Here is a 21,251-nt window from a genome sequence, read left to right on the forward strand (position 1 = left end):
CCGACGACCCGCCCGGGGGACGAACGACTATTCGGTTCCGAGTTCCGGCCGCACGCGCGCCGGGGCCGCGTTCGCGACGACGCGCGGGCGAGTCTCGAAACCTTCAAACGCCCTCCGACGGGACGTTCGGGTAATGGTTGTAGAGACTATCGCGTTCGCGCTGTTCGCCCTCGTCACGGTGGGCTGCAGCCTGGGCGTCGTCCTCATGGAGGACGTGTGGCACTCCGCACTCCTCCTCGGCGGCGCCCTGTTGAGCGTCGCGGTGCATTACGTGATGCTGCAGGCGGAGTTCCTCGCCGCCATGCAGATCCTCGTCTACGTGGGCGGGGTGATCGTCCTCATCACGTTCGCCGTCATGCTCGTGCGAACCGAAAGTGCGGACGCGGACACGGAGGCGATGCGCACGTGAGCACCGTCGGTGCACCCCCGAACACGCGCGTCTCGGGGGGTGGCTGTCGTGGTTGACGACGACCGGGAGACTTCGACGCCCAGTCTGGACCTCGGCTCGCACCTCGCGCCGGGGCTGGTCGCGGTCGCGCTGTTCGTCGTGATGGCCGCCGTGTTCGTGGGCGCCTCGTTCGGCACCGCCGCGGGCTTCGAGGCGTACCACGTCGCGGACAACGTCACCGTGACCTCGGACACGAGCGCGAACGTCTCGATGGCGGTAGAGGGTGGGGCGACGGTCGCGGTCGTCAACGGGACGGACGGGAGCGAGACCGTGTCGGTCTCGGACGACCCGAACGCCAACGTGAGCCTCGTCGAACAGAACGGCGAGTTGATCGCGCAGGTCGTCGAGCCGACGAGCGTGACCGCGAGTCTGGGGTACGCGATGTTCAACCTCGACGGTCACATCGACGCGGAGGGGTTCCTGGTCGCGTTCGAACTGATCGACATCGTGCTCGTCGCGGCCATCGCCGCGGCGGTGATGCTCGGCCGGTCGGAGCCGGGCACGCGGGTCTCTCGGGGCCTGACCGGTGAGGGCGGACTCACCGACGGCGGCCGCGAGACCCGCGAGGCCGGCCCGGCGACCGACAGCGGGCGGGACGGAACCGCGGGCGACGACCGCCGGGAGGGTGACGACTGATGGTTCCAGCCGAGTGGTACCTGATCCTCGCGGCGGCGGTGTTCTGCATCGGCGTGTTCGGCCTGCTCACGCGGCAGAACGCCCTGCTGTTCCTGATGTCGGTCGAACTCATGTTGAACGCCGCGAACATCAACCTCGCCGCGTTCTCCTACTACTGGGGGAACGTGACGGGCCAGACGTTCGGGCTGTTCGTGATGGCGCTCGCGGCCGCGGAGGTCGCGGTCGGCATCGGCATCATCCTGGTACTGTACCGTAACTTCAGCGCCGTCGACGTCACCGACGCGACGACTATGAGGTGGTAACGTATGGCTGCATTCGACTACGCGCCGGCGATCGTGCTCCTACCGTTCGTGTCGTTCCTCGTCTCGTTGGGGGCGGCGCTGTACGGCGACGACGTGCTCCCGAAGGGCGGCGCCCTCGCGGGCATCGTCGCGACCGCCGGCTCACTGATCCTCTCGCTGTGGGTGTTCTTCACCGTCAGCGCTGGTAACGTCTACAACCAAACCATCTACACGTGGACGACCGGAGCGGGTGCCGCGGGCGAGGAGGCGCTCGAACTCACGTTCGGGCTGCTGCTCGACCCGCTGTCGTCGATGATGCTTATCATCGTCTCGCTGGTCGCGCTCCTCGTCCACGTCTTCTCGCTCGGCTACATGAACGACGAGGGCGAGACCGGACTGCCGCGCTACTACGCCGGTCTCGGGCTGTTCTCGGCGTCGATGCTCGGATTCGTCGTCGCGCACAACATCCTGATGGCGTTCATGTTCTTCGAACTGGTGGGGCTGTGCTCGTTCCTCCTCATCGGCTTCTGGTTCCGCGAGCCCGGCCCGCCGTCGGCGGCGAAGAAGGCGTTCCTCGTCACCCGGTTCGGGGACTACTTCTTCCTCGTCGGCGTCGTGGCCATCTTCGCGACGTTCGGCACCGGTCGGTTCGCGGGCGCCGAGTCGTTCCCGGTGCTCGCCGAGGAGGTGCTCGCGGGCGAAGTCGCGGTCAACACGTTCGGGTTCGCCCCGACGACGTGGTTCACCGTCGTCGGACTGCTCGTCCTCGGCGGGGTCATCGGCAAGTCGGCGCAGTTCCCGCTGCACACGTGGCTCCCCGACGCGATGGAGGGTCCGACGCCCGTCTCCGCGCTCATCCACGCGGCGACGATGGTCGCGGCCGGCGTCTACCTGGTCGCGCGGATGTACGGCTTCTACGCCGTCTCGCCGACCGCGCTCGCGGTCATCGCGCTCGTCGGCGGGTTCACGGCGCTGGTGGCGGCGACGATGGGCGTCGTCAAACGCGAGATCAAGCAGGTGCTCGCGTACTCCACCATCTCGCAGTACGGCTACATGATGCTCGCACTCGGCGCGGGCGGCTACGTGGCCGCGACGTTCCACCTGCTCACCCACGCGTTCTTCAAGGCGCTGCTGTTCTTGGGCGCCGGGTCGGTGATCATCGCGATGCACCACAACGAGAACATGTGGGACATGGGCGGGCTGAAAGACCGGATGCCAGTCACCTACTGGACGTTCCTCTCGGGGTCGCTCGCGCTTGCGGGCATCATCCCCTTCGCGGGCTTCTGGTCGAAAGACGAGGTGCTCTACGAGGCGCTCGTCCACGGCCTGGGGACCGACGGCGGTCTCGGGACGATATTCCTCGTCGCGTACGCGTTCGGTCTCCTGGCCGTCTTCTTCACCGGCTTCTACACCTTCCGGATGGTGTTTCTCACCTTCCACGGCGACGCCCGGACCGGCCAGGCGCGCGACCCGGAGGGGGTCGGCTGGAACGTGAAGGGGCCGCTCGCGGTGTTGGGCGTGCTCGCGGCGGTCACCGGCTTCGTCAACATGACGCCCGTCGCCGACCTGTTCGACCTCGACATCGAGTACCTCCACCGGTGGCTGGAAGGACCGGAGGGTGTCGAGTTCATGAGCGCGCTGTCGGCCCACCACTACCTCGAACTGCTCGAGAGTGACGTGACCGGCATCCACGCCGCGGAACTCGACCCGCTGATCCCCGGCGGCGTCTCGCTGCTGTTGGCGCTCGCGGGGGTCGGTCTCGCGTACGCGCTGTACGGCCGCGGCGAACCCGAGGAGTACACCGCGAAACTCGGCGGCGTACAGGACCTGCTGTACAACAACTACTACCAGGACGAGTACCAGGTCGCCATCGCCGAGCGGGTCGTCCTCCCGCTGTCGCGTGCGGCGGACAAGTTCGACCAGAGCGGGGTCGACGGCGTCGTCAACGGCGTCTCCAGCGTGAGCCTGTTCTCGGGGTCGCGCGTCAGGCGCGTCCAGACGGGTCTCGTGAGTAACTACGCGGCGCTCGTGACGCTCGGGCTGACGGTGTTGCTCGTGGCGTTCGGCATCTACGGAGGCTGGTTACTGTGATAATCGAAGCACTCATCGGATTCACGTTCCTCGCCGCGCTGGTGGTCATGCTCGCTCCCGACGAGTACGCCGGGCGGCTGGCGTTCGGCCTCAGCCTGCTCCCGGTCGTCGGGAGCCTGTACATGTGGTCGCAGTTCGACGCGACGGGCAACGCCCTGCTCGAGGGCGGGTCGCTCGCGTTCGAGACGCAGGTGCCGTGGCTCACCGCCGCCGGCTACCAGATCCAGTGGTTCGTCGGCGTCGACGGCATCAGCCTCCCGCTGATCGTCCTCGCGACGGTGCTGTCGTCGCTCGCCATCCTCTCGGCGTGGACGCCGATCGACAGCCGGCAGAGCCAGTTCTTCGGGCTGATGCTGTTCATGGAGGCGAACCTGCTGGGCGTGTTCACCGCGCTCGACTTCTTCCTCTGGTTCGTCTTCTGGGAGGCGGTGTTGGTCCCGATGTACTTCCTGATCGCCATCTGGGGCGGTCCCCGGCGGAAGTACGCCGCGATCAAGTTCTTCGTCTACACGAACATCGCGAGCCTGATCATGTTCATCGGGTTCATGGCGCTGGTGTTCAACCTCGACGTGAACACGTTCGGCCTGCCCGCCGTCGCGGTGGCGTTGCGCTCGGGCGGGCTGTCGGGCGCGTTCGGTCTCTCGCCGACGGCGCTCAAGACCGCCGCGTTCGCCGCGATGTTCCTCGGGTTCGCGGTGAAGGTGCCGGTCGTCCCGTTCCACACGTGGCTGCCCGACGCCCACGTCGAGGCGCCGACGCCGGCGTCGGTGATGCTCGCGGGCGTCCTGCTGAAGATGGGGACGTACGCGCTGTTGCGGTTCAACTTCACGATGCTCCCCGACGTGGCGACCCAGTACGCTGGGGTCATCGCCATCTTCGCCGTGGTGTCGGTCATCTACGGCGCGCTGTTGGCGCTCGCCCAACAGGACCTCAAGCGGATCGTCGCTTACTCGTCGGTGTCGTCGATGGGGTACGTCATCCTCGGACTGGTCGCGTACACCCAACTCGGCGTCGGCGGCGCGACGTTCCAGATGGTCGCACACGGTCTCATCTCGGGGCTGATGTTCATGGCGGTCGGCGTCATCTACAACGTCACCCACACGCGGATGGTCGGCGACATGTCCGGCATGGCCGACCGGATGCCCGTGACGGTGGGCATCCTCGTCGCGGGCGCGTTCGGCTACATGGGCCTGCCGTTGATGGCCGGCTTCGCGGCGGAGTACTTCATCTTCCAGGGCGCGTTCGCCTCGTCGGTGATCCCGGTCGCGCCGCTGTTCACCGCCGTCGCCATGTTCGGTATCGTCATCGTCGCGGGCTACCTGCTGCTCGCAATGCAGCGCACGCTGTTCGGTCCGTTCCGGCTGGAGACCGACTACGAGGTGACACGGGCTGAACTCCACGACACGCTCCCGCTGATGGTGCTGCTGCTGTGTACCATCGCGCTCGGTGTCGCACCCGACATCTTCTTCACCATGATCAAAGAGGCCGTTACCCCGATCCTCGCCATCGGAGGTGGTGCCTGATGGTCGTCTACCCCGACTGGGCGGCGCTCGCCCCCGCGCTGGCGCTCGCGGTCACGGGTCTGGTACTGCTGCTCATCGACAGCGTCGACCCCGACGACTCCCGGCCCGGCCTGCTCGCCGGCACCGCCGTCGTCGGCACGCTGGTGTCGCTCGGCTACGCGGGCTGGTTCCTCGCGTCGGGCACCGGTCAGGTCGACGGCGGCACCGGCGCCATCTCGCTGTACCGCGACGCGCTGGTCGTCGACGGCATGGCGCTGTTCTTCCAGGCCGTCTTCGCGGTCGTCACGGCGCTGGTGTGTATCGCGAGCTACGACTACCTCAAGGAGCGCGCCTACCAGGCCGAGTTCTACAGCCTCGTCATGTTCGCGGCGACGGGGATGGCGGTGATGGCGACGGCGAACTCGCTCGCCACCGCGTTCATCGCGCTCGAACTCGCGTCGCTGCCGTCGTACGCGCTGGTGGCGTTCCTCAAGCACAACCGCGGGAGCGTCGAGGCCAGCCTGAAGTACTTCCTCATCGGCGCGCTGTCGTCGGCGGTGTTCGCGTTCGGCATCTCGCTGGTGTACGCCGCGACCGGGAGCCTCCTGCTCGCGGACGTGGCGTCGGCGCTGTCGGCGCTCGACGGCGGGCTGACCGGCGTCGCCGCCATCGGCGTGCTGATGGTCGCGGGCGGGTTCGCGTTCAAGACCGCCTCCGTCCCGTTCCACTTCTGGGCGCCCGAGGCGTACGAGGGCGCGCCCGCCCCCATCAGCGCGTTCCTCTCGTCGGCGTCGAAAGCCGCCGGGTTCGCGGTGCTGTTCCGCGTGTTCACCACGGCGTTCCCGCTGGACGCGGCGGGCGTCGACTGGATGCTGCTGTTTCAGGTGCTCGCGGTCGTCACGATGACGCTCGGCAACTTCGCCGCCGCGACACAGGAGACGGTCAAGCGGATGCTGGCGTACTCCTCGATCGGACACGCGGGCTACGCGCTCATCGGACTCGCCGCGTGGAGCGGCGGCGCCCCCGGCAGCGTCGAGAACGGCGCGGTGCTGGGCGCGTCGATGGCGCACCTGCTCGTCTACGGGTTCATGAACACCGGCGCGTTCCTGTTCGTCGCGCTCGCCGAACAGTGGGACGTCGGCCGCACCTTCGAGGACTACGCGGGGCTGGGGAGTCGCGCCCCGATGGCGTCCGTCGCCATGACCGTGTTCATGTTCTCGCTCGCGGGCGTCCCGCCGTTCGGCGGCTTCTTCTCGAAGCTGTTCCTGTTCGCGGGCGCCGTCGACGCCGGCTTCTGGTGGCTCGCCGCGGTCGGCGTCGTCAACAGCACGCTGTCGCTGTACTACTACAGCCGGGTCGTCAAGGCGCTGTGGGTCGACGACCCCGTCGGCGAGTTCGAACTCGGCGGGACGCCCACGGGGCTGTACGTCGCGGTGGTGTTCGCGGCGGTCGGCACCCTGCTGTTGTTGCCCGGGTTCGCGCCGGTCATCGAGACGGCGCAGTCGGTCGCGGCGGCGCTCGTCCCGTAAGGCGGCGTCGCTGGCCGTCGTTCCGTTCGTCCGTCTCTCCGCTCCTCGCTTCCGTGTTCCCGTCCACCGTCCTCGTGTCCGTCGGTCGCCTCACCCCGCCCGGTACCACTGGACGGCCGAGAGGAGACACGCGACGAGGAGTCCGGCCGCCGCCACCGCCGCGTACACGCCGGCGTCCGGGACGGACGCGTACCGATACGCCTGGACGACGCCCACGAGGCCCGTCACGACGGCCACGGCCATCGGCCGCCAGCGGTCGGCCTCGGAGTCGGGTTCGGTGGCCACGGTGTCGGGTCGGACGGGTGACGCGTAGTTCTTCCCCCGCGTCCGCCCGGAGTACGGTAGGTTCTTCCCGCGCGGTCCCCCACGAACGCTGTAATGCGTCGGCTCGTGCTCGGTTGCGGGACCATCGGCCACGACATCGTCGAGTCGCTGGTCGGGCGGCCGGGCGACCTGCTCGTCGTGACCGACGACAGCGGCCGCGTGACGGCGCTCCGCGATAGCACCGTGACCGCGACCGAGGCCGACCCGACCGACCCCTCGAACTACCCCGAGTTCGTCGACATGGTCGTCGTCGGCGGCGACGACGCGACGACGAACCTGACGGCCGCCGACCGCGCGCGCGAGCGCTACCCCGACGCGTTCGTCTTGGCGTACGCCGGCACGAACGCCGACGAGGCGGACATTCGGGCGATGGAGGAGCTCGCCGACCGGGTGATCGACCCGGTGAGCGTGGCGGCCGACCGGGTGCTCGGGGCGGCTGTCGGCGACCACGCCGAGCGGATGGGTCGACTGCTGCGGGCGCTCCGGAGCGTCGAGGGGACGCTCGCGGTCGTCGCCCACGACAACCCCGACCCCGACGCCATCGCCTCGGCGGTCGCGCTCGTCCGGATCGCCGACTTCGCGGGCGTCGACGCCGAGGCGTGCTACTTCGGCGACATCTCCCACCAGGAGAACCGCGCGCTGGTCAACCTGCTCGACCTGCGGATGCGCAACCTCGAACCCGGCGAGGACCCCCGCGAGGAGTACGGCGGGTTCGCGCTGGTCGACCACTCCCGGCCGAGCGTCAACGACAGCCTGCCCGACGATATCGAACCGGTGGTGGTGATCGACCACCACCCCCCGCGGGCGCCGGTCGACGCGCGGTTCGTCGACCTGCGGTCGGACGTGGGCGCGACGTCGACGCTCATGACGGACTACCTCCACGGGTTCGGGGTCGAACTCGACGGGCAGGTGGCGACCGCACTGCTGTACGGCATCCGGATCGACACGCGCGATTTCACTCGCGAGGTGTCCGAGGACGACTTCGACGCCGCGGCGCTGTTGCTCGCGCGGGCGGACGCGAGCGTGCTCGACCGGGTGGAGTCGCCGACCGTCGGCCCGGAGGTGTTCGACACGCTCGCGCGTGCGATCGGCGAGCGCGAACAGCGGGGGAGTACCGTGGCGTCGTGCGTCGGCGAGATACGCGACCGGGACGCGCTCGCGCAGGCGGCCGAGCAGTTGCTCAACATGGAGGGGGTAACCACCACCCTGGTGTACGGCTACCGCGACGCCACCGTCTACGTCTCCGGGCGGACCCGCGGGGCGGACATCGACCTCGGGGAGACGCTGCGCGACGCCCTCGACCAGATCGGGTCGGCCGGCGGGCACGCCGACATGGCGGGCGCGCAGGTGCCGCTGGGCATCCTCTCGGAGGTGGACGAGGCGTCGAAGGAGACGCTGACGGACGTGGTCCGGGACATCATCGCCGGCCGCTTCTTCGAGACGCTCGAGACCGCCCCGCGCCCGCCCGCGTTCGACTCGTCGCCCGCCGCGTTCCCCCCCGAGCGAGCGGAGGAGTGACCGACCGCGGCGGGCCGTCGAACGGACGAACGGGCGTGCGAGCGCGCACACAACGGCTTTCCCGTCGGGGAGCGAACCCGCGGGCCATGAGCGACGCGCGCGACGCGTTCGGGAAGGCGGCGGTCAAGGAGTACATGACCCGCGACGTGACGACCGTCTCCCCGGACGACACCGTCGGCGGGGTGGCCGAGCGCATCGCCGAGAGCGACCACAACGGCTTCCCCGTCACCGACGGCCGGACGGTCGTCGGCTTCGTGAGCGCGCGCGACCTGCTGTTGGAGGACGCCGACGCGCCGCTGTTCACCGTGATGAGTGAGGACATCATCGTCGCCCACCCCGACATGAACGTCAACGAGGCCGCTCGCGTCATCCTCCGGTCGGGGATCCAGAAGCTCCCGGTCGTCGACGACGCGAGCAACCTCGTGGGGATCATCTCGAACACCGACGTGATCCGCAGCCAGATCGAGCGCGCGACGCCCGAGAAGGTGGGGAAGCTGATGCGCACGCTCGAAGAGATCCACGGGATCGACGTGAGCCAGGAGCGGCGGACCGTCGCGCTCGTCGACCTGATGCCGACGCAGGCGCGGGTGTACGCCGACGAACTGGAGGGGCGGCGGTACGAACTCGACCGCGGGCTCTCGGAGCCGCTCGTGGTGATCGACAACGGCGGGCGACTCGTGCTCGCGGACGGCCACCACCGCGTGAAGGCGGCCGACCGCCTCGACGTCGACGAGATGGACGCGTACGTCATCGTGATCGACGACCGGGTCGACCTCGGGATGGAACGCACCGCGAGCAAGGAGGGGCTCGAGACCATCGCCGACATCGAGGTGGTCGACTACGCCCGCCACCCGCTGGTGGAGACGACCAAGCGGTTCCAGCACGACGAGTGACGGACGGCTCGCGAGCGACGGGCGGTCGACGAGCGACGGGCGGTCGAGGGACCGCCGACGCTCCGGGGCCGCCTCAGCCGCCGCTCGCCGTCGGACTCCCGTCCATCTCGGCGGGGTTGCCCATCCCCTCCTTGACGCCGACGTGGATCAGCGCGGCGTTGACGGGGTAGGCGGCGACGAACCCCAGCGTGAGCGAGAACAGCAGGGCGGTCCAGAACAGCGGCGTGGTCCACCCCGCCCTGCCCGCCAGCAGGAGGTCGGTGCCGACGGCGACTACCTCCATGACCGTGATGCTCGGCGTCTCGCTCCACAGGGCATCGTTCATCGCCTCCCCGAACCCGGTCCCCTCCTGCATCAGTGGGGCGACGGTCAGCGCGAACCCCGCGACGTACGCGAGCGCGAACGTGGTCACCGTGACCCACAGCGTCGAGAAGCCGAGGATGATGGTGGCGGCGGTGATGCCGACTACCTCGCCCAGCCCACAGCCCGAGTAGCAGTGGGAGGTCGAGCGGAACCCCCGCTTCCACAGCGAGTCGTGGTCCATCTGGGTCCGCCCGGCGTACCAGTAGATAGCCAACCCGAGCGGCCCGGAGTAGGCGACCGACAGCGTCCAGACCAGCTTCATCGTCGAGGGGATGTTCCCGTTTTTCGACCGGACGTCCCACCGGAGGACGCCGAGCGAGACGAGGTTGAGGCCGAGCCACAGTCCGAGCGTCCACCAACTGTCGAGCGCCGGTTCGAGCACCGACCGGACCGGTGTGAACGCCGCTTCGACCGCGTGTACGACCCCGCCGTTCCCCGCCTGTAACGCGGCGAGCGAGACGTCGGTAGCGACAGCAGTCATCCGTCGAACCGTACTGCTCCCGGCTTTTACTCCGTTGTGGCCCCGAACCCCGGTCCGCTCGCTCGGTTTCGGGATCGAAACCCGCCGCGACCCGCGACCGGTTCGGTCTCGCGGGCGTCGGGGAGGTTATTGGGGTCGCCCCGCTCGTGACGGTCGTGAGCGACCCGACGCGAGCGGCGGCGGGGGAGCGCGGATCGGACGCCGACGGTGTCGGTTCCGCGGGCGCGGCGGCCGGGACCGGCGCGGTTCGGAGCGACGCGGCGGCCGACGCGGACCCGGCGGTCGTCGTCCGCGACCTGGCGAAGACGTACGGCGACGACGTGCGCGCGCTCGACGGCGTCTCGTTTACGGTCGACCGCGGCGAGGTGGTCGGCCTGCTCGGGCCGAACGGCGCGGGCAAGACCACCTGCATCAAGTCCGTTCTGGGGCTGGTGCTCCCCTCGTCGGGGTCGGTCGAACTCGCGGGCGTCGACGCGCACGCCGACACCCGGCGGGCGCACCGCCGCGTCGGCGCGATGCTGGAGGGGGCGCGCAACGTCTACTGGCGGCTGACGGTCCGCGAGAACCTGGCGTTCTTCGCGGGGCTGGCGGGCCGTTCGCCGGCCGCGCTCCGCGAGCGACACGACGCGCTGCTCGACCGGTTCGGTCTCGCGGAGTGGGCCGACACGCCCGTCCGCAACCTCTCGCGCGGGATGAAACAGAAGGTGGCGCTGGCGTGTACCCTCTCGCGGGACGTCGACGTGGCGTTCCTCGACGAGCCGACGCTCGGACTCGACGTGGAGAGCTCCCGCGACCTCCGCTCGGAGCTCCGGACGCTCGCCCGCGAGGAGGGGCTGACGGTCGTCCTGTCGAGTCACGACATGGACGTCATCGAGGACCTCTGCGACCGGGTGGTGATCCTCTCGGCGGGGCGTGTCGTCGCCGACGACTCGGTCGAGACGCTGCTCGACGTGTTCCGCACCCAGACGTACCGCGTCGTCGTCGACGGGGCACCCGACGGACTCCGCGACCGCCTGGCCGCCGAGTACGACCTGACCGAGTGGACGACCGACGGGGGGCGGACCCGCTTCGAGGTGACGCTCGCGTCGGGCAACCGGGTCGCCGACCTGACCCGGACGCTCGTCGACGCGGGCTGTGCGATCCGCTCGGTCGACACCGCCGAACCCGACTTGGAGGAGGCGTTCGTCCGCCTGACGCGGGGTGACGACCCGTGAGCGCGGACGGAACCGACGGCGGCGACGCGACCGGGACGGCGGAGGCGAGTGCGACCCCCGCCGCGGTCGGGGAGGGAGAGAGTCGATACGACCGAGAGGAGACGGTCGCCGGGGAGGCCCGCGCCAGCGTGCGGCTGTTCGCCGCCCTGCTCCGCAAGCGAGCGGTCCTGCTCGCGCGCTACCCGGTGGACACGCTCGGCGCCGTCGCGGGCGCGTTCGGCTTCTTCGTGCTCATCTTCCTCGGCGGCCGGTCGGTCGGCGGCGCGGCGTTCGACGACTCGCTCGGCGGGCTGATCGTCGGCTACTTCGTCGTCACGATGGCGATCGCGGCCTACCAGAGCCTCGCGGGGAGCGTCACCCGCGAGGCGCAGTGGGGAACGCTCGAACAGTTGTACATGTCGCCGCTGGGGTTCGGCCGCGTGATGGTGTTTCAGGCCGTCGTGAACGTCCTCTACAGCTTCCTGTGGGGAATCCTGATCCTCCCGCTCATGCTGGTCGTGACGGGGGAGTCGCTCGCGGTGGACCTGCTCACGGTCGCCCCGCTCGCGCTGTTCGCGGTGCTTTCGGTGATGGGCGTCGGCTTCGTCTTCGGCGGCGCCGCCATCGTCTACAAGCGCGTGGGCAACGTGTTCAACCTGCTCCAGTTCGGCCTGATCGGACTCGTGGCCGCGCCGGTCGAGTCGTACCCCCGGCTCCGCTACCTGCCGCTCGTCCAGGGGAACGCCATGCTCGGCCGCGCGATGCGCGAGGGCGTCCCGCTGTGGCGGTTCCCGCTCGCCGACGTCGCGCTCCTGGTCGGGGTGGGAACGGGCTACTTCGTCGCCGGCTTTCTGGTCTTCCGGCTGTTCGTCCGGCGGGCGCGCCGCGCGGGCAGCCTCGGCGACTACTGAGTCCGCGACCGCCGGCCCGACCCGGGTCCCTACTCGGCGACGTCGAACGCATCGCGCCACTCGGCCGCGAGCGCTTCGGCGGCCTCGCGGTCGGGTGCGGTCTCGCGCCGGTAGGCCGATCCTTCCGGCGCCTGCGTCAGCCTGTCGAGGCGGACGACGAACCCGCCGTCGGTCCGCTCGCGCAGCCGTATCGTCGCGTGACCGTCCTCGCGCTCCCACTCGTCGCCCGCGGCGTCCGTCTCGGCGCGCTCCCAGCCCATACCGCCCGTCGGTGCCCGACCGCCGTGAATCGGCCGGTTTCCGCCGACCGCGACCGGGGACCGAGCCGACGGTCGGCCGGCCCACCGCGCTCCCCTGGCCGACCGCGCCGGAGCGGCGGTCCCGCCCCGCCTCCGCGAGGACTGCGCTGGCGGCCGGACCGGTAGCCCGTTGGCTCGGGTTTGTTCTCTCGGTGGGTGCACGGCTCGCGCCGCGGTTCGTGACCGCCGTCCTTCCGAGGCCTCACTCGCTTCGCTCTCGAATTCGCTCTTTCGGTGGGCGGCTCGGCCCGCAGACCTCGCCGCCGTGCTCCGAGGCCTCACTCGCTCCGCTCGTTCGGCCTCGCTCTCACTGCCTGACGCGCGCCTCGTACCCTCGGCAGTCGGGACAGACCGCGAATCCGACGCCGTCGCCGACGCGGTCGCTCGCGGGCGTGCCCGCACCGCACGCCGCACACTGGCGTTGGCCCACCCAGATGAATCCCATGTGCGTGCCGACGGGACGCCGGCCGGTAGTAATGAACGAGATACCGGACGGTACGGTGCGGGTACGCGGTCGAACGTCCCGACGACCGCCGACGGGTGCCGCCGGTGTCGCGCTCCGCCGCGTCCCGGTGGTTTCGCGCTCGGTCAGTCGTGCCCCGAGACGGGGTTCGGCTCGTACGGCTCCTCCAGGTACTCCACGTCGCTGTCGGACAGCGAGATGTCGAGCGCCTCCACCGCGTCTTCGAGGTGTTCGACGCTGGTCGTCCCGACGATGGGCGCGTCGACGGCGTCCTTCGAGAACAGCCACGCGAGACCGATCTGCGCCATCTTCACCCCCTCCTCGGCGGCGAGTTCCTCGACGCGCTCGTTCACCTCGCGCCCGCCGTACTCCAGGTACGGGTGTCGACCCTCGGCGGACTCGGACTGCCCGCGTGCGGTGTCTTCGAGTTCCTCGTGCGGGCGGGCGAGGTAGCCCCGCGCGAGCGGACTCCACGGGACGACGCCGACGTTCTCCTCCTCGCAGAACGGGAGCATCTCGCGTTCCTCCTCGCGGTAGACGAGGTTGTAGTGGTTCTGCATGGTGGCGAACCGCTCTAGCCCCAGACGGTCGCTGGTGTGGAGCGCCTCGGCGAACTGGCGGGTCCACATCGAACTCGCGCCGAGGTAGCGCGCCTTCCCGCGGCGGACGGCGTCGTCGAGCGCTCGCATCGTCGTCTCGACGGGCGTGTCGTCGTCCCAGCGGTGGATCTGATACAGGTCGACGGTGTCCATCCCCAGCCGCTCTAAGGAGTTGTCGAGTTCCTGCTCGATACTCTTCCGCGAGAGGCCGCCCGAGTTCGGGTCGCCCTCGCGCATCGGGAAGTACCCCTTCGTCGCGACCACCTGCTCGTCGCGGTCGTACTCCGAGAGGACGTCGCCGAGCACCCGTTCGGACTCGCCGTTCGAGTACATGTTCGCGGTGTCGAAGAAGTTGACACCCAGTTCGACGGCGCGTTCGACCAGTTCCTCGCCCGCCTCGGGTTCGAGCACCCAGTCGCGCCAGTCGGGGTCGCCGAAGCTCATACAGCCGAGACACACCTTCGATACCTCCATCCCGGTGCCGCCGAGGGTGGTGTACTCCATGCGCGAGGCGTCGACGCGCCGGACCAAAAAGCCGCGTTCGCACGTCCCGACTCGCCGGTTCGCGGCGGCTTCGGGGACGCCTTGGAATCCGCGTGAGCCTCCGGACGGCTCCCGGCCCGGCGTCCGTCGTGGTGTGCCACATCGCGTACGTCCGGTCGCGGCCGCCGCCGCGTCCCCCCTCCGCGCCCCCGGCGTTCCCTCCGCCCAAAACTTATGCCGTCGCTCGGAAAATCGTCGTTCATGGCGAACGCGCCCTCCAACCACGACGACGGCTGCCCGAAGTGCGGTCACACCGACGCCGAGGTGGGGAAGATGTCGACCACCGGCGGCGGGCTCTCCAAGATGTTCGACATCCAGACGAACAGCTTCAGGGTCGTCTCCTGTACCAACTGCGGCTACTCCGAACTGTACCGCGACACGGGGTCGACCGGGAGCGACCTGGTCGACGTGTTCTTCGGCTGATGCCCGCCGGGAGCCTCCTGTTCGTCGTCCTCGTCCTGTTCGCGCTCGCGGCGCCGTTCGCGCTGTGGTACCTCGTCGAACGGGAACGGGAGCGCGACGCCGACAACGTCACCGACCGCCGGTCGGCCGAACGGGCGGCGCGGAGGGACACCGACACCGGTTCGGGCCGTGACCGGACCCGGTAGTCAAGAGTCCTCGGACACCTCGTCGTCCTCCCACCCCTCCGCGTAGACGTTCTCCTCGGGGACGCCCGCCTCCACGATATCCTCCTGCGTCTCGACCACCATGTCGGGGACGCCACAGACGTAGACGTCCGTCCCCTCGGGGTCGAGTTCGTCGCCGACGGCGTCGACGACGTGGTGTTGGACGTGGCCGGTCGGCCCGTCCCACGCCTCGTCCGACAGCGAGAACGTGACGTGGACGTTCTCGTAGCTCGCCTCGAACTGGTCGAGCGTCTCGCGGTAGACGAGGTGTCGCTGGTCCTTCTCGCCGAAGTAGAAGTGGGCGTCGCCCTCGCCGCGGTCGACGTACTCCTTCAGCATCGCCATCATCGGCGTGATGCCCGTCCCCGTGGCGACGAACGCGGCGTCCCGCTCGGGGTCGCGGAGGTGGAGGTTCCCCTCCAGTTCGCCCAACTCCACTTCGTCGCCCCGCTCGCGGTCGTGCATCCACACCGACGCGGTGCCGTCGTCGTATCGCTTGATGGCGAGCGTCACCTCGTCGGTGCCCGGGAGGCTGGTCGGCGTGTACGGCCGCACCACCTCCTCGCCGTCGTCCTCGAACTGGACGGTGGTGTGTTGACCGGGGTCGTACTCGAACGTCCCCTCCGACCGGCGGAGGCGGAACTGCTTGACGTCGGGCGTCATCTGGTGGACGGAGACGACTGTCGTCGTGACCATAGAACGGACAGGGCGGGCGGGCGGTTAGGGGTGGTGGCCTCCGGCGGTCGGCGGTGGACCCGGCGCCGACAGCGGCGCCGACGCCGTCGGTGTCCGCCCCGCCGGCCCTACCGGAACCGTCCGAGCAGGCGGTACGCCTCGTCGGGCGAGTAACGGCGGAACAGCAGGCTGTTCGTCAGCACCGACACCGACGACACCGCCATCGCCGCGGCCGCGAACGACGGCCGGAGCAGTCCGAGCGACGCCAGCGGGATCATCGCGGTGTTGTAGCCGAGCGCCCAAAACAGGTTCTGGCGCACCTTCGCGAGCGTCCCCGCGGAGACGTTCATCGCCCGCACCACGTCGGTCGGGTCGTCGCGCATCAGCGTCACGTCCGCCGCCTCGATGGCGACGTCCGTGCCGCTGCCGATGGCGACGCCGACCGTCGCGGCCGCCAGCGCCGGCGCGTCGTTGACGCCGTCGCCGACCATCATCACGCTCCCCTCGCTCTCCAACTCCTCGACGACCGCCGACTTCTCGTCGGGGAGTACGCCCGCGCGGACGTTCGACTCGTCGATACCAACCTCGCGGGCGACGGCGCGGGCGGTCCGCTCGTTGTCGCCGGTCAGCATCCACACCGACACCCCGCGGTCGCGGAGCGCCGCGACCGCCTCCTTCGAACTGGGTTTCACCTCGTCGGCGACCCCGAGGACGCCGAGGAGTTCGCCGTCGCGCGCCACCAGCATCGCGGTCTTCCCCTCCGACTCCCACGCCTCCATCGTCTCGCGGGCGGGTTCGGGGTCGACCCCCTCCTCCTCCAGGAGGTCGGGCTTGCCGACCACGACCGTGCCGTGGACGGTCCGCGCGCGGACGCCCTTCCCGGTCACGCTCTGGAGCACGTCGGGTTCCGTCACCTCGACACCCCGCTCGCGCGCGCCGGCGACCACCGCCTGCGCGATGGGGTGGTCGCTGCCCGCCTCGGCGCTCGCGGCGACTGCGAGCAGGCGCTCGTCGGTCACGCGCTCCCCGCCGCTCTCGTCGGTGGCGCCCGCCGCGTCGGGTCCGTCCGCGTCGGCCGGGACCGCGCCGTCGGTCGCGGGCGTGACGACCCGCGCGTCGGTGAGCGTCATCTCGCCTTCGGTGAGCGTCCCGGTCTTGTCGAAGACGACGGCGTCGACGCTCTCGACGGTTTCGAGCACGTCGCCCCGCCGGAACAGGATCCCGTTGCGCGCGCCGATGGTGGTGCCGACCATCGTCGCCGCGGGCGTCGCCAGCCCCAGCGCGCAGGGACACGCGATCAGGACCGCGGAGGCGAACACGACGACGCCGAACTCGAAGGCGCCGACGCTCGCCGGGCCGCCGCCGACCAGTCCCCACAGCGGCAGCCCCGAGACGAAGCCGGCGAGCGCCTCGGGGAACGCGTACCACACCGTCCCCCACAGCAGGGCGTTGGCGATGACCGCGGGCACGAAGTACGCCGACACGCGGTCGGCGACCCGCTGGATCTCCGGCTGGCTGCTCTGCGCCTCCTTCACCGTCTGGACGATCCGCTGGATCGCCGTCTCCTCGCCCACCTTCGTCGCCTCGACGTAGAGGACGCCGTCCTGGTTCACCGTCGAGCCGACCACCTCGTCGCCCTCGCGTTTGTCGACCGGTACCGACTCGCCCGTGACGTTCGACTCGTCGACCGCCGACTCCCCGCCGACCACGACGCCGTCGGTCGGCACCGTCTCGCCGGGGTACACCTTCATGGTGTCGCCCTCCTCGACCGCTTCGAGTTCCACGTCGCGTTCGTCTCCGTACCCCTCGCGGCCGTCGGCGGGCGTGACGAGGTGGGCCTCGTCGGCTTCGAGTTCGAGCAGGCTTCGGATCGCGTCCCCCGCTTGCGCCTTCGAGCGGGCTTCGAGGTAGTTGCCGAGCGTGATGAACGTCAGGATGAGCGCGGCCGACTCGAAGTAGAGTCCGCCGACGACCAGCCCCGCCATCACCGCCAGCGAGTAGACGTACGCGGTGGTCGACCCCAACGCGATCAGTACGTCCATGTTGGCGGTGCGGTTGCGGACGAGCGCCGTGTAGCTGTTCTCGTAGAACTCGCGGCCCAAGAGGACCTGCACGGGCGTCGCGAGCGCGAGCGCCCACCACTCGCGGCCGACGCCGAGGGGAGTGTCGGGCACCGGCAGGCCGACCAACTCGCCCATCATCAACAGCGACAGCGGGACGGACAGCAGCACGCCGACCGCGAGCAGGCGGCGCTGGTGGCGGAGTTCGGCGTCCCGCGCCGACTCGCGGGCTTCCTCGTCCGCCTCGGCGTCCCCCGACTCCCGGACCGGCGTGTAGCCGGCGTCCTCGATGGCGTCGTACACCGCCCCGCGGTCGGTCCCGGGTGCGTAGCGGACGAGCGCCTCGTCGGTGGCGAAGTTGGCGTCCACCGCGACGACGCCCGGCACGCCGCCGACCGCCTCCTCGACGGTCCCCGAGCAGTTCGCACACGTCATGTCCGTGACGGTGACCGTCGTCGACTCCGTCACCGGGTCGTAGCCGGCGTCCTCGATGGCGTCGTATATCCCGCCCAGACCGACCGTCTCGGGGTCGTACGCGACGGTCCCCTCGTCGGTGGCGTAGTTGACGTCCACCTCCCGGACACCGTCGAGCGAACCGACTCGCTCCTCGATCGTCTGTGAACAGTTCGCACAGCTCATCCCGCGTATCTCGACCGTCGTCCGGCGCGGGTCGCTCATTGTCGGATGTAGGGGCTCCTCACTCATTGGCCTTTCCGCTGTGAGTCCGGGGGTCGAACGCTGCGAGAGTTTCGATCTCGCGGATCGAGATCGGATCCCACTATCGTATCGAAACCGTATGCCGGGGATCGGATCCGGTCGACCGCTCGGTTGGAGGAGCTGGGACCGCTCGGCGGCTCCGAGCGCGACCGGTCGCGTAACCGTAACGGGCATGAGTCGCAGCCGTCTACCTCTCCGTGTGAGTCAGACGCTCTCCGTCCACGGGATGAGTTGTGCCGACTGCGAGGCGACCGTGACCGACGCGCTCGAAGGCGTCGACGGCGTGCGCGACGCCAGCGCGGACCGCGAAAGCGAGACGGCGACCGTCGAGGGCGACGCCGACACGCTCGACCTCATCGCGGCCGTCGAGGACGCGGGCTACGAGGCCGACTCGGCGTAAGCGAGGCGCGACCGCAGGGAGCGCCTCGGCACACGGCGGCGAGGTCTGCGGGCCGAGCCGCCCAGAGAGTGTGACCGAGCACCTCGGTCGAACCACCCGGAGCATACGAGCGAGCGCCCTGGTCGAATCACCCAGAGAACGCGACCGCAGGGAGCGCCTCGGCACACGGCGGCGAGGTCCGAAGGGCCGAGCCGCCCGGAGCATGCGACCGATCGCCGTGGTCGAATCGCCCGGAGGATGCGACCGAGCGCCTCGAAACGACCGCGAGGTCTGCGGGCCGAGCCGCCCGGAGGTGTGACCGAGCGCCGTGGTCGAACCGTCCACACAAACCGATCCGCGACCCGGGTTCTCCCGTTCTTTTGCCGACGAACCCGACGCTACCGTCCCATTGCGTAGAACTCGTCGTTGGGCCGCCAGTCGGCGAACGTCGCCAGCCGGTTGCTCAGGTTGAAGAACGCCGCGACCGAGCCGATGTCCCACACCTCCGACTCGCTGTACCCCGCCTCGTACAGCAGGTCGAGGTCGGCGGTCGTCACCGCGTCCGGCTCCTCGGTCAACGTCACCGCCACCTCTAGCATCGCCAACCGCTCGTCGCTCACGTCCGCCGAGCGGTAGTTCGATATCAGCTGGTCGGCCAACTGCGGGTCCTTCGCGTAGACGCGCGCGAGCGCGCCGTGGGCGACGTTACAGTAGAGACAGTGGTTCCGCCCCGACACCGCGACCACGATCATCTCCACCTCCTCGCGGTCGAGGTCCGTCTCCTCGACGAGCGCGTCGTGGTAGGCGACGAACGCCCGGAAGTGGCTCGGCTTGTACGCGAGCGCGGCGAACACGTTGGGCGTAAAGCCCGCGCGCTCGGTCTCGTCGGCGATACGCTCGCGCAGGTCCGCGGGCAGGTCGTCGTAGTCGGGCACCGGAAACCGCCGCTGTGCGTCGGCGTCGAGTTCCGGGGTCGGGCCGTCCGCCGCGCCGTCGGGGTCGTCGTGTTCGTCGCTCACGCGCCGCGGTTGGTCGGATCGGAACTTAACGCTACGCTCCGCCGCGTCGCGGCCGTCGGCTACCCCTCCGTCGAGTCGCGCGGGAGCCGCCCCGCCGACAGGAGCGCGAGCGATCCAGGGCGACGACGGGTCGATCCCCCGCTCCCCGCCCGGCTCACAGCGCGAGGTACGTCGACGCGGCGACGGCGAACACCCCGAGCGCGAACAGCCCGCCGTTCCAGACCCGGCTGTCGGCGGTGGTGAGCCGCAGGCTCCACGACCGCGAACTCGGCCAGAGGAAGCGCACGCCCATCGGCGTGACGACGTCGCCGAGCAGGTGGGCGAACACGGAGCCGAACCCGACGAGGAAGCCGAACGCCGCCATCGACAGCCCCGCGGGGGTCGCGACCGACAGCACGCGCGAGAGTCCGCCGGCGACCAGCGCGAACGCGCCGCCGACGAGCGCCGCGAACGCCAGCGAGTGGGTCGGCCCGCGGTGTGGAATCCCCGGCAGCCGGTGGTCGACGTCGGGCAGCATCGCGAGGTAGCACATCGTCGCGGCGGTCACGAACGCGAGCGCCACGAACCCCGCCGACACCAGCCAGTAGCCGACCGGCGCGAACGCGAGCAGCGACACCCCCAGGTGTCCCGTCCGGTACACGCCCGCCGGTTCCCCGCCGCCGCACATAACCGATGCGGGCCGCGTCTCGGCGCCGATAACCGACCCACCGGCGGGCGCACCGCGGCGGGTCGCCTCCGCCGCGGCGCGCGTCCAGTCGCCCGCCAGCGCTCGCCCGGGGGTCACGCCGCCGGGTCCACGCACCGTACGGTCCGCGCCGTCGCGCCATCCCGCCGCCGACCGACAGGCCGAAGGCCGCCGGCCGGGTGGGGGTGACCACACCGTGGCGTACCCGTTCAGCTACTACTTCGGCGTCTCCGACGCGCGACGGCACGGCCGACGGGTCGCCGTCGGGGTCGGCGTCGCGCTCGCCGGGCTGGCGGCGGGGACGCTCGTCGCCACCCGGCCCGCCTTCCTGGTCGGACTGGTCGCGGTCTTCGTCGGTCTCTGGTACGCCCGCCCGGCGCTCGCGCGGCTGCTGGTGCCCGCGCCCTGGCAGCCCGAGGCGTGGCGGTACGCGCCGCTCCGGCACGCGCTCGACCCGGAGGGGGCGGACCGCTGGCTCGACGTCGGGACGGACACCGGACGCTCGCTGGTCGGGGTGGCGACGGCGGGGGCCGCACCGCCCGACGACACCCCGCCCGACCCCGAGACGGACCGGGCGGCGGCGCTCGCGGGCGTCCGCGTCACCGCCGTCGACGCGTTCGGGACCACCCTGCGGGGGGACGCCGCGCGCCTCGCCGAACGGAACGCCGCGGCCGCGGGACTCGACGCCGCGGCCGTCCGCGGAACCGCCGACTGCCTCCCGGTCCGTGCCGACTCTCAGGACGTGGTGACGATGTGTGGCGCGCTCTCGGACCTGACCGACGGCGCCGAGCGCGCGGTCGCGGAGGCGCGGCGCGTCGTGTGCGACGACGGGCGGGTCGGCGTGCTCGAACCGGTCGAGGGGGGCGGGCCGTCCGTCGGAACGGGCGGCGACGACCCGCTCGACCGCTGGGCGTCGCTGCTGGCCGACGGCGGGTTCGACGTGACCGCCAGCGGCGCCGTGAGCCGCGCCGGATCGCGGTACGTCTACCTCGTCGTCGAACCCGCGTGAGCGGCGC

23 protein-coding genes are annotated in these 21,251 nt (G+C 70.5%); 14 read left to right on the plus strand and 9 right to left on the minus strand.

Annotated elements, in window-relative coordinates; translation table 11 throughout:
• The first annotated feature begins 133 nt into the window (after positions 1-133).
• From K933_RS08530 to K933_RS08555, 6 genes are read left to right on the plus strand one after another with little or no spacing between them, the layout of a single operon-like run.
• Positions 134-409 carry an NADH-quinone oxidoreductase subunit J gene (locus K933_RS08530; RefSeq protein ID WP_023394312.1) on the plus strand — a complete coding sequence of 92 codons (276 nt, stop codon included), beginning with the start codon at positions 134-136 and terminating at the stop codon, positions 407-409.
• Positions 410-457: 48 nt separating this feature from the next.
• On the plus strand, positions 458-1,084 hold the full coding sequence (locus K933_RS18695) for a hypothetical protein (protein WP_049947714.1): 627 nt from the start codon (positions 458-460) through the stop codon (positions 1,082-1,084).
• Positions 1,084-1,386: an NADH-quinone oxidoreductase subunit NuoK gene (gene nuoK, locus K933_RS08540; protein WP_023394314.1), complete on the plus strand. Its 303-nt coding sequence runs from the start codon at positions 1,084-1,086 to the stop codon at positions 1,384-1,386. Before K933_RS18695 ends, nuoK begins: the two co-directional genes overlap by 1 nt.
• A 3-nt stretch (positions 1,387-1,389) precedes the next feature.
• Positions 1,390-3,456, plus strand: a complete 2,067-nt coding sequence (nuoL, locus tag K933_RS08545; protein WP_023394315.1) for an NADH-quinone oxidoreductase subunit L — start codon at positions 1,390-1,392, stop codon at positions 3,454-3,456.
• Positions 3,453-4,979, plus strand: coding sequence for a complex I subunit 4 family protein (locus K933_RS08550; protein ID WP_023394316.1), 1,527 nt, complete (start codon positions 3,453-3,455; stop codon positions 4,977-4,979). Before nuoL ends, K933_RS08550 begins: the two co-directional genes overlap by 4 nt.
• A complete protein-coding gene (locus K933_RS08555; protein WP_023394317.1) occupies positions 4,979-6,487 on the plus strand; it encodes an NADH-quinone oxidoreductase subunit N in 1,509 nt (502 codons plus the stop codon). Before K933_RS08550 ends, K933_RS08555 begins: the two co-directional genes overlap by 1 nt.
• Positions 6,488-6,577: 90 nt before the next feature.
• Here the strand turns inward: K933_RS08555 and K933_RS08560 are convergent, their stop codons facing one another.
• On the minus strand, positions 6,578-6,772 hold the full coding sequence (locus tag K933_RS08560) for a hypothetical protein (protein ID WP_023394318.1): 195 nt from the start codon (positions 6,770-6,772) through the stop codon (positions 6,578-6,580).
• Positions 6,773-6,865: 93 nt separating this feature from the next.
• Between K933_RS08560 and K933_RS08565 the strand changes: the two genes are divergently transcribed.
• Both K933_RS08565 and K933_RS08570 read left to right on the plus strand, forming a co-directional pair.
• The gene (locus K933_RS08565) at positions 6,866-8,329 is read left to right on the plus strand and encodes a DHH family phosphoesterase (RefSeq protein ID WP_023394319.1); all 1,464 of its coding nucleotides are present in this window, start codon (positions 6,866-6,868) and stop codon (positions 8,327-8,329) included.
• Positions 8,330-8,415: 86 nt separating this feature from the next.
• Entirely contained in the window at positions 8,416-9,222 is an 807-nt protein-coding gene (locus tag K933_RS08570) for a CBS domain-containing protein (protein ID WP_023394320.1), read from the plus strand.
• A 73-nt stretch (positions 9,223-9,295) separates the two neighbouring features.
• Here the strand turns inward: K933_RS08570 and K933_RS08575 are convergent, their stop codons facing one another.
• A complete protein-coding gene (locus tag K933_RS08575; RefSeq protein WP_023394321.1) occupies positions 9,296-10,066 on the minus strand; it encodes a DUF4396 domain-containing protein in 771 nt (256 codons plus the stop codon).
• A gap of 155 nt (positions 10,067-10,221) precedes the next feature.
• Here K933_RS08575 and K933_RS08580 point away from each other — a divergent pair, with 155 nt between their 5' ends.
• Positions 10,222-11,280, plus strand: a complete 1,059-nt coding sequence (locus K933_RS08580) for an ABC transporter ATP-binding protein (RefSeq protein WP_152529782.1) — start codon at positions 10,222-10,224, stop codon at positions 11,278-11,280.
• Positions 11,277-12,170, plus strand: a complete 894-nt coding sequence (locus K933_RS08585; RefSeq protein WP_023394323.1) for an ABC transporter permease — start codon at positions 11,277-11,279, stop codon at positions 12,168-12,170. The genes K933_RS08580 and K933_RS08585 overlap by 4 nt, the downstream gene beginning before the upstream one ends.
• 29 nt (positions 12,171-12,199) lie before the next feature.
• Here the strand turns inward: K933_RS08585 and K933_RS08590 are convergent, their stop codons facing one another.
• From K933_RS08590 to K933_RS08595, 3 genes are all read right to left on the minus strand, one after another.
• Complete coding sequence (locus tag K933_RS08590) at positions 12,200-12,430, minus strand: DUF7543 family protein (RefSeq protein ID WP_023394324.1); 231 nt, start codon at positions 12,428-12,430, stop codon at positions 12,200-12,202.
• A gap of 346 nt (positions 12,431-12,776) precedes the next feature.
• Positions 12,777-12,914, minus strand: coding sequence for a hypothetical protein (locus tag K933_RS18340; RefSeq protein ID WP_161631412.1), 138 nt, complete (start codon positions 12,912-12,914; stop codon positions 12,777-12,779).
• A gap of 143 nt (positions 12,915-13,057) precedes the next feature.
• Complete coding sequence (locus K933_RS08595; protein WP_023394325.1) at positions 13,058-14,035, minus strand: aldo/keto reductase; 978 nt, start codon at positions 14,033-14,035, stop codon at positions 13,058-13,060.
• 240 nt (positions 14,036-14,275) lie between these two features.
• Here K933_RS08595 and K933_RS08600 point away from each other — a divergent pair, with 240 nt between their 5' ends.
• A complete protein-coding gene (locus K933_RS08600) occupies positions 14,276-14,497 on the plus strand; it encodes a zinc ribbon domain-containing protein (RefSeq protein ID WP_049947715.1) in 222 nt (73 codons plus the stop codon).
• Positions 14,497-14,682 carry a hypothetical protein gene (locus tag K933_RS08605; RefSeq protein WP_023394327.1) on the plus strand — a complete coding sequence of 62 codons (186 nt, stop codon included), beginning with the start codon at positions 14,497-14,499 and terminating at the stop codon, positions 14,680-14,682. The genes K933_RS08600 and K933_RS08605 overlap by 1 nt, the downstream gene beginning before the upstream one ends.
• On the opposite strand, the gene K933_RS08610 is transcribed toward K933_RS08605, so the two are convergent.
• Positions 14,683-15,396: a ferredoxin--NADP reductase gene (locus K933_RS08610; protein WP_023394328.1), complete on the minus strand. Its 714-nt coding sequence runs from the start codon at positions 15,394-15,396 to the stop codon at positions 14,683-14,685.
• Positions 15,397-15,503: 107 nt separating this feature from the next.
• Entirely contained in the window at positions 15,504-18,113 is a 2,610-nt protein-coding gene (locus K933_RS08615) for a heavy metal translocating P-type ATPase (protein ID WP_023394329.1), read from the minus strand.
• 238 nt (positions 18,114-18,351) lie between these two features.
• Here K933_RS08615 and K933_RS08620 point away from each other — a divergent pair, with 238 nt between their 5' ends.
• Positions 18,352-18,552, plus strand: a complete 201-nt coding sequence (locus K933_RS08620; RefSeq protein ID WP_023394330.1) for a heavy-metal-associated domain-containing protein — start codon at positions 18,352-18,354, stop codon at positions 18,550-18,552.
• A 377-nt stretch (positions 18,553-18,929) separates the two neighbouring features.
• Here K933_RS08620 and K933_RS08625 read toward each other — a convergent pair whose 3' ends face one another.
• Both K933_RS08625 and K933_RS08630 read right to left on the minus strand, forming a co-directional pair.
• On the minus strand, positions 18,930-19,550 hold the full coding sequence (locus tag K933_RS08625) for a peroxidase-related enzyme (RefSeq protein ID WP_023394331.1): 621 nt from the start codon (positions 19,548-19,550) through the stop codon (positions 18,930-18,932).
• A gap of 154 nt (positions 19,551-19,704) precedes the next feature.
• Positions 19,705-20,190: a metal-dependent hydrolase gene (locus K933_RS08630; RefSeq protein WP_049947729.1), complete on the minus strand. Its 486-nt coding sequence runs from the start codon at positions 20,188-20,190 to the stop codon at positions 19,705-19,707.
• Between the two features lie 241 nt (positions 20,191-20,431).
• On the opposite strand from K933_RS08630, the gene K933_RS08635 reads away from it, so the two are divergent.
• Positions 20,432-21,244: a class I SAM-dependent methyltransferase gene (locus tag K933_RS08635; RefSeq protein WP_023394333.1), complete on the plus strand. Its 813-nt coding sequence runs from the start codon at positions 20,432-20,434 to the stop codon at positions 21,242-21,244.
• Positions 21,245-21,251: the final 7 nt, after the last annotated feature.

Origin of the sequence: Candidatus Halobonum tyrrellensis G22 (assembly GCF_000495475.1) — an archaeon.
GTDB lineage: Archaea > Halobacteriota > Halobacteria > Halobacteriales > Haloferacaceae > Halobonum > Halobonum tyrrellense.

Excerpts from the sequence above, each read along its gene's own strand:
- K933_RS08530 (WP_023394312.1), top strand. The coding sequence starts at position 134 with ATGGTTGTAGAGACTATCGCGTTCGCGCTGTTCGCCCTCGTCACGGTG.
- K933_RS18340 (WP_161631412.1), bottom strand. The coding sequence starts at position 12,914 with ATGGGATTCATCTGGGTGGGCCAACGCCAGTGTGCGGCGTGCGGTGCG.
- K933_RS08565 (WP_023394319.1), top strand. The coding sequence starts at position 6,866 with ATGCGTCGGCTCGTGCTCGGTTGCGGGACCATCGGCCACGACATCGTC.
- K933_RS08590 (WP_023394324.1), bottom strand. The coding sequence starts at position 12,430 with ATGGGCTGGGAGCGCGCCGAGACGGACGCCGCGGGCGACGAGTGGGAG.
- K933_RS08555 (WP_023394317.1), top strand. The coding sequence starts at position 4,979 with ATGGTCGTCTACCCCGACTGGGCGGCGCTCGCCCCCGCGCTGGCGCTC.
- K933_RS08595 (WP_023394325.1), bottom strand. The coding sequence starts at position 14,035 with ATGGAGTACACCACCCTCGGCGGCACCGGGATGGAGGTATCGAAGGTG.
- K933_RS08610 (WP_023394328.1), bottom strand. The coding sequence starts at position 15,396 with ATGGTCACGACGACAGTCGTCTCCGTCCACCAGATGACGCCCGACGTC.
- K933_RS08605 (WP_023394327.1), top strand. The coding sequence starts at position 14,497 with ATGCCCGCCGGGAGCCTCCTGTTCGTCGTCCTCGTCCTGTTCGCGCTC.
- nuoK (WP_023394314.1), top strand. The coding sequence starts at position 1,084 with ATGGTTCCAGCCGAGTGGTACCTGATCCTCGCGGCGGCGGTGTTCTGC.
- nuoL (WP_023394315.1), top strand. The coding sequence starts at position 1,390 with ATGGCTGCATTCGACTACGCGCCGGCGATCGTGCTCCTACCGTTCGTG.
- K933_RS08615 (WP_023394329.1), bottom strand. The coding sequence starts at position 18,113 with ATGAGCGACCCGCGCCGGACGACGGTCGAGATACGCGGGATGAGCTGT.
- K933_RS08570 (WP_023394320.1), top strand. The coding sequence starts at position 8,416 with ATGAGCGACGCGCGCGACGCGTTCGGGAAGGCGGCGGTCAAGGAGTAC.
- K933_RS08600 (WP_049947715.1), top strand. The coding sequence starts at position 14,276 with ATGGCGAACGCGCCCTCCAACCACGACGACGGCTGCCCGAAGTGCGGT.
- K933_RS08575 (WP_023394321.1), bottom strand. The coding sequence starts at position 10,066 with ATGACTGCTGTCGCTACCGACGTCTCGCTCGCCGCGTTACAGGCGGGG.